Origin of the sequence: Micromonospora sp. DT229 (assembly GCF_049844505.1) — a bacterium.
Taxonomy (GTDB): Bacteria; Actinomycetota; Actinomycetes; order Mycobacteriales; family Micromonosporaceae; genus Micromonospora.
The window spans coordinates 50,171-66,642 of sequence record NZ_JBNCLD010000003.1; the positions used below are offsets into that span (position 1 = coordinate 50,171).

The 16,472-nt window shown below is 72.4% G+C and carries 20 protein-coding genes; 7 read left to right on the forward strand and 13 right to left on the reverse strand.

Annotated features, from left to right (window positions below):
- Nucleotides 1-90: 90 nt before the first annotated feature.
- On the reverse strand, nt 91-834 hold the full coding sequence (locus ACLQ2T_RS05690; protein ID WP_425764917.1) for a hypothetical protein: 744 nt from the start codon (nt 832-834) through the stop codon (nt 91-93).
- A 143-nt stretch (nt 835-977) separates the two neighbouring features.
- Here ACLQ2T_RS05690 and ACLQ2T_RS05695 point away from each other — a divergent pair, with 143 nt between their 5' ends.
- Nucleotides 978-1,691 (forward strand): Clp protease N-terminal domain-containing protein, encoded by a 714-nt coding sequence (locus ACLQ2T_RS05695; protein WP_425764918.1) that lies wholly within the window; start codon nt 978-980, stop codon nt 1,689-1,691.
- A gap of 4 nt (nt 1,692-1,695) precedes the next feature.
- Here the strand turns inward: ACLQ2T_RS05695 and ACLQ2T_RS05700 are convergent, their stop codons facing one another.
- Both ACLQ2T_RS05700 and ACLQ2T_RS05705 read right to left on the reverse strand, forming a co-directional pair.
- Nucleotides 1,696-2,214, reverse strand: coding sequence for a hypothetical protein (locus tag ACLQ2T_RS05700; RefSeq protein WP_425764919.1), 519 nt, complete (start codon nt 2,212-2,214; stop codon nt 1,696-1,698).
- A 134-nt stretch (nt 2,215-2,348) separates the two neighbouring features.
- Complete coding sequence (locus tag ACLQ2T_RS05705; RefSeq protein ID WP_425764920.1) at nt 2,349-2,531, reverse strand: hypothetical protein; 183 nt, start codon at nt 2,529-2,531, stop codon at nt 2,349-2,351.
- A 178-nt stretch (nt 2,532-2,709) separates the two neighbouring features.
- Between ACLQ2T_RS05705 and ACLQ2T_RS05710 the strand changes: the two genes are divergently transcribed.
- Nucleotides 2,710-3,372: a GNAT family N-acetyltransferase gene (locus ACLQ2T_RS05710; RefSeq protein WP_425764921.1), complete on the forward strand. Its 663-nt coding sequence runs from the start codon at nt 2,710-2,712 to the stop codon at nt 3,370-3,372.
- A 185-nt stretch (nt 3,373-3,557) separates the two neighbouring features.
- On the opposite strand, the gene ACLQ2T_RS05715 is transcribed toward ACLQ2T_RS05710, so the two are convergent.
- The 4 genes from ACLQ2T_RS05715 to ACLQ2T_RS05730 all read right to left on the reverse strand — a co-directional run bounded on the left by ACLQ2T_RS05715 (nt 3,558) and on the right by ACLQ2T_RS05730 (nt 6,822).
- Complete coding sequence (locus tag ACLQ2T_RS05715; RefSeq protein ID WP_425764922.1) at nt 3,558-4,256, reverse strand: TetR/AcrR family transcriptional regulator; 699 nt, start codon at nt 4,254-4,256, stop codon at nt 3,558-3,560.
- A complete protein-coding gene (locus tag ACLQ2T_RS05720; protein WP_425764923.1) occupies nt 4,219-4,707 on the reverse strand; it encodes a thiol-disulfide oxidoreductase DCC family protein in 489 nt (162 codons plus the stop codon). The genes ACLQ2T_RS05715 and ACLQ2T_RS05720 overlap by 38 nt, the downstream gene beginning before the upstream one ends.
- Nucleotides 4,704-5,270, reverse strand: coding sequence for a hypothetical protein (locus tag ACLQ2T_RS05725; RefSeq protein WP_425764924.1), 567 nt, complete (start codon nt 5,268-5,270; stop codon nt 4,704-4,706). Before ACLQ2T_RS05725 ends, ACLQ2T_RS05720 begins: the two co-directional genes overlap by 4 nt.
- A gap of 100 nt (nt 5,271-5,370) precedes the next feature.
- Nucleotides 5,371-6,822, reverse strand: coding sequence for a glycoside hydrolase family 3 N-terminal domain-containing protein (locus ACLQ2T_RS05730; RefSeq protein WP_425764925.1), 1,452 nt, complete (start codon nt 6,820-6,822; stop codon nt 5,371-5,373).
- A 140-nt stretch (nt 6,823-6,962) separates the two neighbouring features.
- Between ACLQ2T_RS05730 and ACLQ2T_RS05735 the strand changes: the two genes are divergently transcribed.
- A complete protein-coding gene (locus tag ACLQ2T_RS05735; RefSeq protein WP_425764926.1) occupies nt 6,963-8,138 on the forward strand; it encodes an ROK family transcriptional regulator in 1,176 nt (391 codons plus the stop codon).
- 73 nt (nt 8,139-8,211) lie between these two features.
- On the opposite strand, the gene ACLQ2T_RS05740 is transcribed toward ACLQ2T_RS05735, so the two are convergent.
- Nucleotides 8,212-9,225 (reverse strand): ABC transporter permease subunit, encoded by a 1,014-nt coding sequence (locus ACLQ2T_RS05740; RefSeq protein WP_425764927.1) that lies wholly within the window; start codon nt 9,223-9,225, stop codon nt 8,212-8,214.
- Nucleotides 9,222-10,247: an ABC transporter ATP-binding protein gene (locus ACLQ2T_RS05745; RefSeq protein ID WP_425764928.1), complete on the reverse strand. Its 1,026-nt coding sequence runs from the start codon at nt 10,245-10,247 to the stop codon at nt 9,222-9,224. Before ACLQ2T_RS05745 ends, ACLQ2T_RS05740 begins: the two co-directional genes overlap by 4 nt.
- Before the next feature lie 93 nt (nt 10,248-10,340).
- On the opposite strand from ACLQ2T_RS05745, the gene ACLQ2T_RS05750 reads away from it, so the two are divergent.
- Together ACLQ2T_RS05750 and ACLQ2T_RS05755 are read left to right on the forward strand one after the other, a co-directional pair.
- Nucleotides 10,341-11,219: an ABC transporter ATP-binding protein gene (locus ACLQ2T_RS05750; protein ID WP_425765225.1), complete on the forward strand. Its 879-nt coding sequence runs from the start codon at nt 10,341-10,343 to the stop codon at nt 11,217-11,219.
- A gap of 17 nt (nt 11,220-11,236) precedes the next feature.
- Nucleotides 11,237-12,133: a ribokinase gene (locus ACLQ2T_RS05755; RefSeq protein WP_425764929.1), complete on the forward strand. Its 897-nt coding sequence runs from the start codon at nt 11,237-11,239 to the stop codon at nt 12,131-12,133.
- Between the two features lie 33 nt (nt 12,134-12,166).
- Here ACLQ2T_RS05755 and ACLQ2T_RS05760 read toward each other — a convergent pair whose 3' ends face one another.
- Complete coding sequence (locus ACLQ2T_RS05760; RefSeq protein WP_425764930.1) at nt 12,167-13,162, reverse strand: helix-turn-helix domain-containing protein; 996 nt, start codon at nt 13,160-13,162, stop codon at nt 12,167-12,169.
- Nucleotides 13,163-13,234: 72 nt separating this feature from the next.
- Here ACLQ2T_RS05760 and ACLQ2T_RS05765 point away from each other — a divergent pair, with 72 nt between their 5' ends.
- A complete protein-coding gene (locus tag ACLQ2T_RS05765; RefSeq protein WP_425764931.1) occupies nt 13,235-13,693 on the forward strand; it encodes a rhodanese-like domain-containing protein in 459 nt (152 codons plus the stop codon).
- A gap of 84 nt (nt 13,694-13,777) precedes the next feature.
- Here the strand turns inward: ACLQ2T_RS05765 and ACLQ2T_RS05770 are convergent, their stop codons facing one another.
- The 3 genes from ACLQ2T_RS05770 to ACLQ2T_RS05780 all read right to left on the reverse strand — a co-directional run bounded on the left by ACLQ2T_RS05770 (nt 13,778) and on the right by ACLQ2T_RS05780 (nt 15,538).
- Nucleotides 13,778-14,449, reverse strand: coding sequence for a hypothetical protein (locus ACLQ2T_RS05770; protein ID WP_425764932.1), 672 nt, complete (start codon nt 14,447-14,449; stop codon nt 13,778-13,780).
- 45 nt (nt 14,450-14,494) lie between these two features.
- Nucleotides 14,495-14,971 (reverse strand): DUF6232 family protein, encoded by a 477-nt coding sequence (locus tag ACLQ2T_RS05775; protein ID WP_425764933.1) that lies wholly within the window; start codon nt 14,969-14,971, stop codon nt 14,495-14,497.
- A 93-nt stretch (nt 14,972-15,064) separates the two neighbouring features.
- On the reverse strand, nt 15,065-15,538 hold the full coding sequence (locus ACLQ2T_RS05780) for a DUF6232 family protein (protein WP_425764934.1): 474 nt from the start codon (nt 15,536-15,538) through the stop codon (nt 15,065-15,067).
- A gap of 97 nt (nt 15,539-15,635) precedes the next feature.
- On the opposite strand from ACLQ2T_RS05780, the gene ACLQ2T_RS05785 reads away from it, so the two are divergent.
- Complete coding sequence (locus ACLQ2T_RS05785) at nt 15,636-16,409, forward strand: enoyl-CoA hydratase/isomerase family protein (protein ID WP_425764935.1); 774 nt, start codon at nt 15,636-15,638, stop codon at nt 16,407-16,409.
- The last annotated feature ends 63 nt before the right edge of the window (nt 16,410-16,472 follow it).

Sequence of the window (16,472 nt, forward strand, 5' to 3'; positions counted from 1 at the left end):
TGTAGCCGCATGCTCTCGGTCCCTTCGCCACCACCGGCGTACCGACCCGATGGTGCGCACGCCTACGGCACAAACCGTATCCGCGCTGGATCAGCGGTCGGCCTCGGTGCGCTCGACGGTCAGGCCGGAGACTCCAGCGGTGGCGTCGATGTCGTAGCGGTCCGTCGCCTCCGCCCACTGCGGGGCGGTGAAGGTGGTGCCCCCGGCTACCCCGGAGTGGGTGGTGCCGTCGACCGTGACCGTGCCGGCACCGCCGCCTGCGCGGACCTGGACGGGCGCGTCGCCGGCCAGGCGGACGAGGACCTGACTGGCGCCGCCGCCGAGCACGGTGCGTTGGGTTCCGGTGGGGGTGGGCAGGGTCAGCTCGATCCGGTTGGCCCCCGCGGTGAACTCGATCTCGCCCACCTGGGCGTTGCCCAGGTCCAGGTGCTGCTCCTTGGCCCCGCCGTTGAGCCGGATGTGCCAGCGTACGGATTCGTGCAGGGCCACCTCGACGATCGCCGGGCCCGCCTTGCCGGTGTCCCGCAGGCTGGTCATCACCCTCCCCTCGGTGAGCGAGGCGGCCGGGCGCAGAGCGGCGTCGCCCGGCGTGGACACCCGGTAGGCGTCCTCGCCCAGGTCGGCGGTACGCAGTCGGATCACGTCGGCGCCGTCGAGCAGCACGAAGGTGGCCTCCCGCAGATCACCGACGGCACCGGTGACGACATGCCCGGACCGGCCCTCGCCGCGCACGGTCACCCAGGTCCAGGTGGCCACCAGGACCACCACCACGACCAGCAGCACCCCGCCCAGCCACCACCAGAGCCGTCGCCCGCCGACCGTCGCGTCGCCCATCTCGCCTCCCGTATCGGTTTTTCCGGTGAGCTACTACCCATCGGGTTCCTCACCGACTCTTACGTACCCCGGGCCCCGGGGCTCACCGCATGATCGTCAACCTGGGGTTGACGGGCGGGCAATCGTCAACCTACGGTTGACGCATGACGAAACCGGTGCAGATGAGCAACCCGATCCGGCTCGACGACCTGATCGAGACCATCAAGCAGACCCACACCAACGCCCTGGATCAACTGGCCGGCGCGGTCATGGTCGCCGACCACATCGGTGAGGTCGCCGACCATCTGATCGGCCACTTCGTCGACCAGGCCCGCCGCTCCGGGGCCTCCTGGACCGAGATCGGCCGCAGCATGGGGGTGAGCAAGCAGGCCGCCCAGAAGCGCTTCGTCGCCGGGGCGATGGACCCTCAGGAGGGCTTCCAGCGGTTCACCCCGCGTGCCCGCAACGTGGTGGCCGCCGCGCACAACGAGGCCAAGGCCGTCGGTAATGCCCACACCACCCCGACCCACCTGGTGCTCGGGCTGCTCGCCGAGCCGGAGGCGCTGGCCGCCAGGGCGCTGGCCGCTGCCGGGGTGTCGGCCGAGGCGGTGCGCCAGGCCGCCACGGCCGCGCTGCCGCCGGCGGCCGAGGAGGTGCCCGACCTGATCCCGTACGACGCCGCCGCGAAGAAGGCCCTTGAGTTGACCTTCCGCGAGGCGCTGCGACTGGGGCACAACTACATCGGTACGGAGCACATCCTGCTGGCGCTGCTGGAACAGGAGGACGGCCAGGGGGTGCTGACCGGGCTCGGCCTGGACAAGGCCGGCACGGAGGAGCAGATCGTGGCGACCCTGGCCGAAATCCGGGCCTTCGAATAGATGATCAGGAGGCGGTGGGGAAGCCGTACCGGGCGGCGTGCTCCGGGTCGGCCGGGTCGATCTGGCGCAGGCCGGCGTCGGCCAGGCGCTTGTTCACCTCGTCGAGGTGTTCGCGTACCAGCCGGGCCTCCTCCTCGGTGACCCGTCCCCGGTGGGGCTTGCCGGCGTGCTCGATCGTGCCGTAGTCGATCTTCTCGGTGGCCCGGCGGGACTTCGGCGGGCGGACCCGCTCGGCGGTCCTGAGTAGTTGGGCCATCGGCATGTCCGTGGCCAGGGCGTCGAACTCGCTGGCGGTCAGCACCACCCGACGGGGTTCGCCGTCGCCGTGCCGGTCATGGATCTCCACCACGGCGACATCCAGCGCCGCGTCGTCCAGGCTCTCCACCTCCAGCGCTGTCGCGTCCAGCTGCACGGGCCCGGCCACCAGGTCAGGGTGCTCGAGGACGACGACGCGGACCGCCTCGTCGTCGGCGCCCAGCACCGTGCCGCTGAAGTCGGAGACGCGGATCGTCTTCTTGCCCATGAGTGCGCTAGCTCCCGTCGTAACCCGGTCGAAGGACCAGCAGACGTTACCCGACAGGTGTGCGAACGGCGGCGCTGGCTCGCCGTCGGAGTCGGCCTGGCCACCCGGTCGGTGACGGGGGGAGATCCGCCGGATCAGTGGGTGTTGAGGTGACAGGCCGAACCGCCGACCGACGACCGGTTCAGTGCCTCCCAGGACAGTCGGCCGGTACGCCGGCTGCGGTGCCGCGACTGGCCGAGGAGGCGACTGGCCCTCCTGTCGTACGGCCAGATCCGGGTGGGGTCCTGCTGGTGACGGTCGTCCGGGTGCATCGGCATGAGCCCACCGTTCCAGAAAAAGTTGTACATCTATGGAATTGGCTATGACGCCGCAACGATGACCTGGGTTCCGGCGGACGCGAAGATCACGCAACCGCGTCCCTCCGGAGGGTCGGCGCCCTGGCCCTCGCCCGTCGTAGGGTGGGTGGGCGGCAGCGAGTGCGCGGGAGGTGGACGGGTGCGCGACCGGCGACTCCACCTGCACCTGGCCACCTGGCTGGGGCAGTGGCCGGCGGGCAAGGGGCTGCACGTCGTGGGTTCCTGGCGACGCAGCCACCCGGCCTGGGACGGACGCCTGCGCCCGGCGATCGCGGTCACCACCGGCGAGAGCACGGTGCTGTCCGTGCCACCCGACCGGGTCACCGGGGTACGCGAACTGGCCCGGCGGTCCGAGGCGCTACTGCCCGCGCTGCCGGCGGCGGTCGGTCAACCGTCGGGATGGGTGGTGCACGACGACGTGTTCCGGTGGAGCACGGCCCCCGCTCCGCTGCCGGAGATCGGTGAGTGGGTCGCGCCGACCACCCTCGGCCTGCCCTCCTGGCTACGGCTCTTCGACCGGCCCGTGCTGGTGGTCCGCGACGACCGGGGGCGCTACCTGGCCGGGGTCGGGATCAAACGGCACGACCCGTTCGGGCAGGAACTGGCGGTGGGCACGGTGCCGACCGCCCGGGGGCGGGGACTGGCCCGGTGCCTGGTGGCGCAGGCGGCCCGCCGGGTGCTCGACGAGGGTGCCGTGCCGACCTATCTGCACGACCGGGCCAACGCGGCCTCGGCCCGGGTGGCCGAGGCGGCCGGTTTCCCGGATCGGGGTTGGGGATCCTACGGGGTCTATCCCGGCTGACCTGCCTCGGCAGGGCGCGGACCGTGAATCCCGGGCCGGATCCACGGTCCGCAACCTCCCCCCAGGTCCGCGTACGACGTCTGCCGATCACGCTACGTATCGGCTCGTCGGCAGGGCAAGCCTCCACCGGCTCCTTCTGCTGTCCAATAGTGGACTTGACCAGGAGAAATGTGTTCCGGTGGAGATCACTGGCGGAGCATGCGCAGCAGGTCGACGATCTGTCGGGTGACCGGGCGCAGGACCCGCAGCCGGGAGAGGGAGACCAGTCGGTCGATCAACGGCACCGCCCCGTCGATGAGCATCCGGGTACGGGCCTGCCCCGGCGAGCGGTCGTAGACCCAGAAGAGCACCACCCCCATGTACGCCAACCAGAGCAGTTCGGGCAGGTGGGGACGCAGTTCCGGGTCGACCTTGGTGGTGGAGCCGCTCAGCACCTCGTCGAACAGTTCGATGGAGGCCTGGCGTGGGCCGCTCGACTCGGGCGAGAAGGGGCTCAGCGGTGAACTCGGCTCCGCGGCGAACTTGAAGACGCTGGCCGCGAAGTCGTGCGCCGGGGTCGACACGTCGATGGCCGCGTGCAGCACCCCGGCCAGCCGGGCGGCGAAGGTCGTCTCCCGGTCCAACACCGGTCGTGCCGCGGCCCGGTGCTCCTCCTCGGTCCGGGCGTAGAACTCCTGGATCAGGCGTTCCTTGGAGTCGAAGTAGTAGTAGGCGTTGCCGACCGCAACCCCGGCCTCCTGGGCGATGGCGCGCATGGTGGTGCGGGCGTACCCGCGCTCGCGGAACAGCCGCAACGCGGTTTCCAGGATCAACTGCCGGGTCTGTTCGCCCCGGGCGGTCGTCGCCTCACCCGCAGCGGTCGTCGGCACAGGCTGGTCGGTCATCCGGGCCACCGTATCCGGTCGGCCCCCCGGACGGCACCGACCCCGGTTCCCGGACCATCTCCCTGACCGCCGAGGCGGCGGCCACCACCCCTCGCGCCAACGGCAGCAGGTGGGGACGGGAGAGGCGCTCGGCGGTGGCCCGGTACTCGGCCAACGCCCACAGGCAGGCGATCCAGGCGCCGTCGCCGATGTAGAGCGCCCCGTCGTCGGCCACCACGGTGATGTCGCGCAGGGTGGCCTCGTGGTCCAGGCCGGGGAAGCGCTGCCGGGCCTCGGCCGAGCCGGCCGGCACGAACTCCAGGGGTACGAGTTGCGCCTGCGCGGCCAGCCACTCGCGGGCCGTCCGGCAGATCGGGCAGTGCGCGTCGTAGAGGACGGTGAGGTACCGGATGCCAGCACCCCCGTGCGTGCTGGCATCCGGAGGCCCACCAGTCGGCTGCTGGGTGCTCATCGGGGCGGTGCCGGCGGCTGGGCGGGGCCCTGGGTGGGGCCTTGGGCCGGGCCTTGGGTGGTGGGGCCTTGGGCCGGGCTCTGGGCCGGACCCTGCGCGGGGGCGGCGGCCGGGTGAGGCTGCTGCCTCGGCAGGTACCCGGCCGGCGGGGCGGCGGCCGGGTGGGGCTGCTGCCTCGGCAGGTATCCGGCCGGCGGCAGCGGGGGTGCGGTGGCCAGTTGGCGGAGTCGGCTCTTGCGGTAGCGGTTGAGGGTGAAGACGTTGAAGAAGTGCAGGGCACCGAGCACCAGCAGCACCAGCCCGACCTTCCAGGACAGTTCCTCCATGGCCTCACTCGTCGACTCGATCAACCCCGAGTGCCGCATCGCCACGGTCACGTAGCCGAGGTTGAGCAGGTAGAACCCGACCACCAGCAGGTTGTTCACCGCGTTGGCCAGTCGCTCGTCGGCGAACACCTCCTGAAGGAAGACCAATCCGTTGCGGGCCAAGGTCCGGGCCACCCAGATGGTCAGACCGACGCTGACCACCAGATAGACCAGATACATCCAGACTTTGATGTCCATGCCACCACACCTCGATTTGAACGTGTTCAAGTATCGACATCGCTAGTGTAGGAGGCGAGTTGAACGTGTTCAACAGTGGACGGCCGAAGTGGCGTACGCCTCAGCGGGTCAGGCCCAGCACCTCGGCGGCGGCCCGGCCGATGGCGTGGCTGGCGCCGTAGGTGAGCACGAAGGCCCGGCTGCCCACCGGCCGCCACCCGCTCGGCCAGCCCATCTCCACCACAATCACCGGATGGGCGGCGGCCAGCGCGGCGACCAGCTCCGGCCCGCCGGGCAGCCGGTGCAGTCGTCGGCCGACCAGCACGATCGGGCGGTCGCCGGCCCGCCGCCGAAGCTCCTCCGGGTCGGACTCGGCGGCCACCACCTCGACCAGCTCCGTGCCGTCCAGATGCGGGCCGAGACCCCACGGCACCCGCCCCTGCACGACTGTGGACCGGGCATGCACCTGCACCACCAACGGATCGACCGACTCGCTCAGTTGACCCTCCACCCGGACGGCTCGGCGGGCCGCCGCGTATCCCAGGTCGGGGGAGGGGACCGGGGTCGGGCCGGTGGCACGGGTCCACTCGGCCAGTTCCGCGGCACGTCCGGCGGCCTGCTCCACCCGCTCCCGGGCCAGCCGACCCTCGCCGACCGCCGCGACGATCTCGGCGGCCACCCCTTCGATCAGGGTGGCGTCCACCTTGGCCCCGATGCAGAGCAGGTCCGCGCCGGCGGCCAGGGCGCGTACCGCCCCGGGGGCGATCCCGCCGGCCGCCAGGGCGGCACCCTTCATCTCCAGCGCGTCGGTGATCACCGCACCGGTGAAGCCGTACTCCCGACGTAGCAGGTCGACCAGCACGGCGCGGCTGAAGGTGGCGGGCTGGGTGCCGGTCAGGGCCGGTACCCGGATGTGGGCGGTCATCACCGCCTTGGCCCCGGCCGCGATCGCCGCGGCGAACGGCGGCAGGTCCCGGCGGCGCAACACCTGCGGCGACACGTCCACGGTGGGCAGGGCGTGGTGGGAGTCGGTCACCGTGGCACCGTGCCCGGGGAAGTGCTTGGCGCAGGCGGCCACCCCGGCGGCCTGAAGACCGGCGACCGCGGCGGCGCAGTGGGCGGCGACCCGCACCGGATCGGCACCGAACGACCGGGTGCCGATCACCGGGTTCTCCGCGGTGCTGTTGACGTCGACCGCGGGCGCCAGGTTCACGGTGACCCCGACGGCGGCCAACTCCCCGCCGATGGCCCGGTAGATCTCCCGGGTCAACCCCTCGTCGTCGATCGCCCCGAGTGCCGCGTTGCCCGGGTAGGGGCTGCCGGTGGCGTGCGCCAACCGGGTGACGTCGCCACCCTCCTCGTCGATCGCCACCAGGACCTCGGCCCGGCCGGTACGCAGGGCAGCCGTGCTGGCCGCCACCTGCGCGGGTGTGTCGATGTTGGTCCCGAACAGGGTGTGCCCGGCCAACCCCTCGGCGACCAGTTCGACCGCCCAGTCCGGCGGGACCGGCCCTCGGTACGCGGCCAGCAGGGTGCCCAGGGCCAGCCGGCGAAGTCCCGGATCCCGCCGCACGCGCGCTCCTCCCGATGCGGAGATGTTGATCGTGATGTCGGATCTGCTGAGCGAGCCGCTCACCTGCTGCGGATACGCTACGGCTACCCGTTCGAGGCGAAGCTATGGTTAGCGACGCTTACTAAAATCAAGGACATGGCATGAGCGCGACCCGGCTTCCCGGCACACCACGGCTGTTGCGGGCCCTCAACGACCGCGCGGCGTTGGAACTGCTGCTGGAGCAGGGGCCGCTGACCCGGGCCCGGATCGGCGAGCTGACCGGCCTGTCCAAGGTCACCGCCTCCCAGTTGGTGGAACGGCTGGAGGAGCGGGGCCTGGTGACCCGGGTGGGTGAGCAGGCCGGCGGGCGGGGGCCGAACGCGCAGCTCTACGCCGTGCGGCCGGGCAGCGCGTACGTCGTCGGGGTGGACGTCGGGGCGGAACGGGTGGTGGCCGCCTGCGCCGACATCACCGGCGCGGTGGTCGGGCGGGTCGAACAGTCCACCAAGGACACCGACGACCCGGTGGGGGTGGTGCACAACGCGGTGGTCCAGGCCGCCAGCAGCGCCGGGGCGCAGTTGGACACCGTACGCCGGATCGTGCTCGGCACCCCCGGCCTGGTCGATCCGGGCACCGGCGACATCACCTTCGCCTTCGACCTGCCCCGCTGGCACCGTGGCCTGCTGGCCGCCCTCCGCGAGGACCTGGACACCCCGGTGGTCTTCGAGAACGACGTCAACCTGGCCGCGGTGGCCGAGGCCCAGTCCGGCGCGGCCCAGGGGGTGGCAGATTTCGTGCTGGTCTGGATCGGCGCCGGGGTCGGCCTGGCGATCATGCTGAACGGCCGGTTGCACCACGGCAGCAGCGGCGCGGCCGGGGAGATCGGCTACCTGCCGGTGCCCGGGGCGCCGATCCCGCGCGACGTGTCCCGCCGGGCCAAGCCGGCCTTCCAGCAGGTGGCCGGGGCGGACGCGATCCGCGCCCTGGCCCGCGAGCACGGCTACCCCGACGGTGGCGCCGCCGAGGCGGTCAAGGCCGCCATCGCCGCCGGTACGGCCGGCGGGCCGATGCTCGACGAGGTGGCGCGCCGGTTGGCCCTCGGGGTGGCGAGCACCTGCGTGGTGCTGGACCCACCGCTGGTGGTGCTGGCCGGGGCGGTCGGCCAGGCCGGTGGGGCCGCGCTGGCCGAGCGGGTGCAGCACGAGGTAGCCGCCATCACCCTGGTCCGCCCCCGGGTGGTGCCCACCGGGCTGACCGAGGAACCGATCCTGCACGGCGCGCTGCGCACCGCCCTGAACGCCGTCCGGGACGAGGTCTTCGGCTCCACGGTCGGCTGAGGACCCCGCCGGGTCAGGTCAGGTCCCGCCGGGTCAGGTCAGGTCCCGCCGGGTCAGGTCAGGTCCCGCCGGGTCAGGTCAGGTCCCGGCGCCGGAACACGGCGAACGCGGCGACGGTGAGACCTGCGGTGAGCAGCAGCAGCACGGCCAGGGCCGGTCGCCAGGTCAGCAGGTAGCTGCCGTCGCAGTAGCCGTAGTAGACGCTGGTGCAGACACTGTTGTCGTAGAGCCGGACCTCCTTGGTGAGCCAGGCGGCCACATGGGTGCTGAGCATGAGCTGATCCGGCCGGGCCACCTCCAGAATCTGCAGCACGATCCGGCCGCCCAACTCCCACACCACCAGGTACGCCATCACCGCGCCGAGGGCCGCCGCGGTGTGCCGACCGATGGTGGCCAGGGCGAAGCCGACCCCGGTGGCCAGCAGCACCAGCCCGATGCCCCGACCCCACAACTGGGCCAGGGCGGCCCAGAAGGTCGGGTCGGTGGGGCCGGGATAGCCGTCCAGGTGGGCGACGACCCAGAAGGTGACCAGGTACGCCACCGAGGCGAGCACGGACAGCACCACGACCGCACCGAGCAGGGTGCCCAGTTTCGCACCGAGCACCATCAGTCGGCGGGGCCGCCACAGCAGGAGGTTGACCACCCCGCCGGAGTTCAGGTCGGCACCGATGTAGGAGGCCCCGACCAGGAAACCGAACATCAGCAGGAAGGCGATCAGGAAGTACAGCAGCGACTCGGCCTGCTGGGTGAAGGTGAAGACCCCCTCCAGGAAGTCGGCCGTGACCGGCAACCGGTCCAACTGGGCGGGATCGACCTCGGCGCAGTCGTGCGGCAGGTAGGCGCCGTCTCGTTGGGCCCACTCCTCACCCCGATCGCGGGCCAGGCAGCGGGCATGTTCCGCCTCCAGGGACTGTCGACTGGCCGCGGCCTCTCTCTGGGCGGTGACGAGTTCGTCCCGGGTGGGCGAGTGCGATCCGGCCAGGGTGGTCCCCGCGGTCACCACGAACGCCGACAGCAGCAACAGGACCATCAGCTGCACGAAGCGGCGGGCGGTCAGCCGCTCCACCTCGGCGCGGAACAGGTTCACCGATCCACCCCCCGGAACTCGTCGAGGTCGATGACCGGGCCGGCGGCGGGGGTCGCCTCGCCGAAACCGGACCGGGGCCCGCCGTCGGCCTGCCGGGGGAGAGTCGGCTGCGGCCCGGCCCCGGTCAACTCCAGGAAGACGCTCTCCAGATCCGGTCGCACCGGGGTCAGCTCCCGCACCCAGAGTCCCTGCTCGCCCAGGGTCCGGCTGATCAGGGTCGGATCCGTCACCCGGCCGACGACCAGATGGTCCGGGTGCCCGGTGACGGTCAACCCGGCGCTGCCCAACAGCTCCTCGGCCCGGACCAGGTCGTCGGCGCGTACCAGACACTCGTTGCGGTCGAACCCGGCCAGCACCTCGGCCACCGGCCCGGCCGTCACCCGCCGCCCCCGGGAGATGATCGTGACGTGGTCGCAGATCAGCTGGATCTCGGCCAGGATGTGACTGGAGACCAGCACGGTCACCCCGTTGCCGGCCAGGGTCCGCATCAGGTCCCGCATCTCCCGGATGCCCGCCGGGTCCAACCCGTTGGCCGGCTCGTCCAGAATCAGCAGCTCGGGCCGTTTGAGCAGAGCCGAGGCCACCGCCAGGCGCTGCTTCATGCCGAGCGAGTACCCCTTGACCCGGTCGTGGCCCCGATCGCGCAGACCGACCTGCTCCAGCACCTCATCGACCCGGCTGACCGGCAGACCCCCGGCCGCGGCCAGCAGCCGCAGGGTGCGGTGGCCGGTGAAGTTACCGAAGAACTGCGGACTCTCCACGATCGCGCCGACCCGGGCGGCGACCCGGGGCAGGGACTCCGGTGCGTCCGCACCGAGCACCCGCAGATGGCCCGCGTCGGCGCGGACCAACCCGAGCAAGGCCCGCAGGGTGGTGGTCTTGCCCGACCCGTTGGGCCCCAGGAACCCGTGCACCTGACCGGCCTCGACCAGCAGGTCGAAGCCGTCCACGGCGACCCGGGGACCCTTGCGCAGACTGCGGAAGGTCTTCCGCAGGCCCTCGATCTCGATGACCGCGCTCACGCGGAGGACCCCGGACCACTACTGGGCATGACCGCCGACTCGGCTGAGGTGAGCAACGACACGGCGCTCACCCTACGGCCACCGCGCCCGCCCATGGGGGCGGCACGCGTTGCGTGGTTGGATGGGCGGGTGACTGGTGACCTGATCCCTGGCGCCGGTGGCGCCTCGACCGCCCCCGCACCCGTGGACGCGGATCTGGTGGTCAGCCTCGACGGCGTCGGCGTACGCCGATCCGGCACCGCCCTGCTGCACGACGTCGACTGGCGGGTGGAGCTGGACGAACGCTGGGTGGTGCTCGGCCCCAACGGCGCCGGTAAGACCACCCTGCTCAACCTGGCCTCGGGGCGGCTGCACCCGACCGTCGGCACCGCCCATGTGCTGGGGGAGCGGATCGGCCGCACGGACCTCAACGAGCTGCGTACCCGCATCGGCCTGACCACCGCGGCCCTGGCCGCCAGCCTGCCGGCCGACGAGCGGGTCACCGACGTGGTGATGACCGCCGCCTGGTCGGTGGTCGGCCGCTGGCGGGAGAGCTACGACCCGGCCGACGAGGCTCGGGCGCGGGCCCTGCTGGGCCAACTCGGGGTCGGTGGGCTGGCCGACCGCAGGTACGGCACCCTGTCGGAGGGCGAACGCAAGCGGGCGCAGATCGCCCGGGCGCTGATGACCGACCCGGAGCTGCTGCTGCTCGACGAGCCGGCGGCCGGGCTGGACCTGGGCGGCCGGGAGGAGTTGGTGGCCCGGCTGGCCGAGCTGGCCCAGGATCCGGACGCCCCGGCGATGGTCCTGGTCACCCACCACGTGGAGGAGATCCCACCCGGGTTCACCCACGCCCTGCTGCTGCGCGACGGCGGGGTGATGGCCCAGGGCCTGCTGGCGGAGACCCTCACCGCCGACAACCTCACCAAGACCTTCGGCCTGCCGCTTCAGGTCGAACGCAACGGCGACCGCTACACCGCCCGCGCCGCCTGAGGGGTGAGGGAGGCCGCGTGCGTCAGCCCCGTGTCGTCGTGGTGGGCAGCGCGAACATGGATCTGGTCGCCACCGCCGAGGCCCTGCCCCGGCCGGGTGAGACCCGGCTCGGCACGGACTTCGTCATGGTGCCCGGCGGCAAGGGGGCCAACCAGGCCATTGCCGCTACCCGGGCGGGCGCCGACTGCGCCTTCCTCGGTGCGATCGGCTCGGACTCGTTCGGCGTCACCCTGAAAGCCCGGATCACCGCCGCCGGTGTCGACACCAGCCCGCTACGGGTGACCTACGGTTCCTCCGGAGTGGCCCTGGTGATGGTGAACGCCGCGGGCGAGAACGCGATCCTGGTGACGCCGGGGGCGAACGCCTCGCTCACCGACCTCACCGAGGCCGAACTCGACCTGGTACGCGGGGCCGACGTGCTCGTCGCCCAGTTGGAGATCCCGGTCGAGACGGTGACCGAGGCCGCCGTGACCGCGCGGGAGGCAGGCAGGCGGGTGGTGCTCAACGCGGCACCCGCCCTCCCGATGCCGCCGGAACTGCTGGCCGCCGTGGACCTGCTGGTGGTCAACGAGAACGAGGCACAGGCGTACACCGGCCGGGGCCGGGAGGACCCGTACGCCCTGCTGGACCTGGTGCCACGGGCGGTGCTCACGCTCGGCGCGGCGGGTGCCTGGTACGGCGATCGGGACGGCACCGCCGTGCACCTGCCGGCCGTGCCGGTGGCGGCTGTCGACTCCACGGCCGCCGGGGACGCCTTCACCGGCACCCTGGCGGTGGCCTGGGGTGAGGGCCGGGACCTGGTCGACGCGGTGCGCTGGGCGGTGGCGGCCGGGGCGGCCTGCGTCCGGCGTCTCGGCGCCAGCGTGTCCCTGCCCCACCGGGCCGAGATCGACGAGTTGTACCCGACCTCCTGAGCCGGCCCCGCCGGCAGCGGAGACCCGACCGGGTCAGCCGCCGCCGACCACTGCCGGAGGGTCGGTGGCAGCGGCCCGGAAGGCCCGCCGGTACGCCGAGGGCGAGGTCCGCATGGCCCGAGCGAAATGGTGCCGGTAGGTGACCGGGGTGTCGAAGCCGACCGTCGCCGCCACCTGCCCGACCGGGGTGTCCGTGGTCTCCAGCAGGGCCAGGCTGGCCCGGATCCGCTGGTCGATCAGCCAGCGGATCGGGCTGGTGCCGGTGCTGCGGGCGAAGTGCCGCAGGTAGGTACGGGTGGACATGTGTGCCTGTCGGGCCAGCCGCGCCACCGTGATCGGCTCCCGCAGGTGCGCCAGGGCCCAGACCAGGCTGCCGGCGATCCGGTCGTCCTCCGGGTCCGCCGCCACCGGGGCCTCGATGAACTGTGCCTGGCCACCGTCGCGGTGCGGCGGGATCACCAGCCGGCGGGCCACCGCGTTGGCGACCGCCGCCCCGTGGTCGCGCCGGACCAGATGGACGCAGAGGTCCAGACCGGCCGCGCTGCCGGCACTGGTGAGGATGTCCCCGTCGTCCAGGTACAGCACCTCGGGGTCCACAGTCACCTTCGGGTAGCGGCGGGCCAGCAGGTCCGCGTACCGCCAGTGGGTGGTGGCCCGACGACCGTCGAGCAGACCGGCACCGGCCAGGGCGAAGGCGCCGGAACAGATGGAGACGATCCGGGCACCGGCCCGGTGTGCCCGGCGCAGGGCGGTGACCAGCTCCGGCGAGGGCACCCCGGTCACCTCGGGCACCCCGGGCACGATCACCGTCGCGGCGGCGGCCAGCACCCCCAGGCCGTACGGGCTGTGCAGGGTGGCGCCGCCGATGACCGGCACCGGGCCGGGGCGCTCGGCGCACAGCCGCAGGTCGTACCAGGGCACGCCGAGTTCCGGGCGGGGGAGTCCGAAGACCTCGGTGACGATCCCGGTCTCGAAGACCGACATTCCCGGGTACGCGAGCACGGCGACGGTGCGGTCGACCGGTGCCATGGCGGGATGTTAGCGCAGGCCGTCGTCCCCGCCACTCCTGCTGACGCCCGCGCAGCGGCCAGGATCGGTGCCATGACCCGTGCCTTCGCCGTACCGGCTGCCGATCCCGCCACCGCTACCGCCTACTTCCTGGCCGAGTTGAGTGTCACCACCGACGTGGCCGACGTGCACGCCGACCTGACCGCCGGGGTGCCCGGCCTGGTCGTGGTGGACTCCCGGGGCGAGGCGGCCTGGGTCCAGGGCCACCTGCCCGGGGCCGTGCACCTGCCCACCGCCCGGATCGCCGAGCGGGCCGCCCAGGTCGTGCCGACCGGTACGCGGGTGGTCACCTACTGCTGGGGTCCCGGCTGTGACGGTGCCACCCGGGCGGCGTTGGAGTTCGCCCGGCTCGGCTACCCGGTCAAGCAGATGCGGGGCGGCTACGAGTACTGGGTCCGTGAGGGCCTGCCGGTGGTCACCCCGACCGGGCTGACCCGTCGCGCCGTGGACGACCTGACCGCCCCCGCCCGTACCGCCCGCTGCGACTGCTGACCATCCCGCCGCCCTCGGCCTGCGTCGTTGTGCCGCCGTGCGTCGGCGAGTCGGCGTGCGTCGTCGGGCGGGTCCGATCGTCGGTCAGCCGGCGTCGTCGTTGAGTTTCTCGCCGCGTCTACGCAGCATCGCCAGGCCGGGGATACCGGCCACGGCGAGCTTGAGGTCCCGGGTGACGTCCAGCAGGTCGTGCAGGTCCGGGCCGACCCGGTCCAGGGTGGCCAGGATCGGCATGACGTCGGCGGTGAGATGCTGCCGCAGCTTCGGCAACTCGTCGACCAGGCGTACCGCCGCGGCCACCTCCTCGTGGCTGAGTTGCTCGATGAAGTGGGTGGCCATCGGCGCGGCCCGGCGCAGCGCCGGCTCGTACGCGGTCAACAGTTCGGCGGCGGTGGCCGCGGCCTCGGCCGCCACCCCGACCGCCTTGGCCGCCCGGCCGGACACCGTCTGCGCCCGCGCCACCACCTCGGCGGCGGCAGCGGCGACCGTACCGGCGTTGTCCACCGCGGCGGTCGCGGCGGCGCTGATCACCGCGACCTCCCGGACGGCGACCTCGGCGTCGGTGAGCACCTGGTCGGTGCGGTCCAGGGTTTCCTCGATCCGGTCGACCACCCCGTTGATCCGGGTCAGCAGCGCCTCCACCCCGTCCAGGACCGCGAAGGCGCGGGCCGGGATCGCGGCGAAGGAGGCGGCCGAGTCGAGGGCGGTACGGGTCAGGCCGACGACGGCGGTCGGCCGGGGAAGGGGGATCACCATAGGTTCCAGTGTGCGTCCGACGGGCCACCGTCGCCGCGCGGGTGGTCACCAGCGGTCGCTCTGCTCCACGGCCCGCTGCACGGCCCGGTAGATCTGCCCGAAGCGCAGGGCGTCCGGGGTGCGCAGCACCATGGCCTCCTGTCCCCGGTACTGCACCCACAGCTCGTGCACCCGGTTGCCGCGTTCGTAGGAGCGGTCCAGCCAGCCCAGCGGGATCTCCAGGAAGGGCACCAGGGCCAGGGCGATGACCAGGCAGGCCACCAGCGCCACCAGGGCCGGCACCCAGCCCCGGTCCTGGGCCGAGAAGAGCAGCGACAGTACGCAGACCACCCCGATGAGCGGGGGCAGGGACAGCAGCAGCACCAGTACCCCTCGCCCGAGCACCCGGCCCCGGACCGCGAGGGTGGTCTGTCCCTTCTGATGCCAGACATAGGTGACCTCGGAGATCGGGATGACGTGTCCTCCGACCCGGATCGACTCCGAGGAGACCTGCACCGCCTCGTCCCGGTAATAGAGCGCCATCACTAAGCCTAACCATCTTCCGGCAACTGATGGCGATGGCGCGGTCACCCTGAGGGGTGTGGTCGAGCGGAAACCCCTGCTCGACCGGAGGCGTTAACGGGGAGCCCGTCCCTGCATCTGGGCTTCCATCGCGCGTTGGACGGCGCGGTAGATCTGCCCGAAGCGCAGCGCGTCCGGGGTGCGCAGCAGCCGTACCGGATGGCCCCGCCAGCGGATCCAGACCTCACGGGGGCGGCTGCCCCGGGCGTACGAGCGGTCGAAGTACTCGAAGAGTTGGTCGGCGACCGGCCCGGCGGCCAGTCCGATCAGGATGGAGACCCCGATGATGGCGACCGTGACGGTGGTCGAGCCGTCGAGCCAGACGGCCAGCGCGATGCCGAGGACGGCGGCCACCAGTGGGCCGATCATCGCCGCGCCGAGGGCGCCCCGACCGACCAGCACCCGCCAGGACCGGCTGCCCTGGTGGTGCCAGACCTCGCTGATCTCGGCCAGCGGGTAGGCGTCGCCGTTGACGGTGACGGCGGTGGAGGTGACCTGTACGGACTTGTCGTCGTAGTACGTGACCATGGGAACTCCGGGGCGCGGGACTGGCAGCCAGACTACGTGCCGGCGGCGGCTGGTCGTAAGGTTGGCACGCGACTTCGACGAGGAAGTGAGGCTCAGCGTGGGCGAGTTCGTGCGGCTGGAGACCGGGGACGGCATCGGCACCATTCGGCTGGAACGGCCGCCGATGAACGCCCTGAACACCCAGGTACAGGAGGAGTTGCGCGCCGCGGCGACGGCGGCCACCACCAACCCGCAGGTCCGCGCGGTCATCGTGTACGGCGGGGAGAAGGTCTTCGCGGCCGGGGCGGACATCAAGGAGATGGTCGACATGTCCTACGTGGACATGGCAGACCGGGCCGCCGACCTGTCCAGCGCGCTCGGCGCGATCGCCCGGATCCCCAAGCCGGTGGTCGCCGCGATCACCGGGTACGCCCTGGGCGGTGGTTGTGAGCTGGCGCTGGCCTGTGACTGGCGGGTGGTGGCCGAGGACGCCAAGCTGGGCCAGCCCGAGATCAAGCTGGGCATCATCCCCGGCGCCGGGGGCACCCAGCGACTGGCCCGACTGGTCGGCCCAGCCCGCGCCAAGGACCTGATCATGTCGGGTCGGATGGTCGACGCCCAGGAGGCGCTGCGCATCGGCCTGGCCGATCGGGTGGTCCCGGCCGCCGAGGTCTACGAGGCGGCCGTGGCGCTGGTGAAGCCGTACCTCAACGGGCCGGTGCAGGCGCTGCGGGCGGCCAAGCTGGCGGTCGACGGCGGCCTGGACATGGACCTCAACTCGGGCCTGGCCTGGGAGAGCCAGCTCTTCGCGGCGCTGTTCGCCACGGAGGACCGGCGGGAGGGGATGACGGCCTTCGTCGAGAAGCGCAAGCCGGACTTCACCGGTCGATGAGGGTGGTTCACATTCCTCCTACCGGTCAGTAGCGTGTGACTCCGGTCAGGCTAGGCGAAGGAG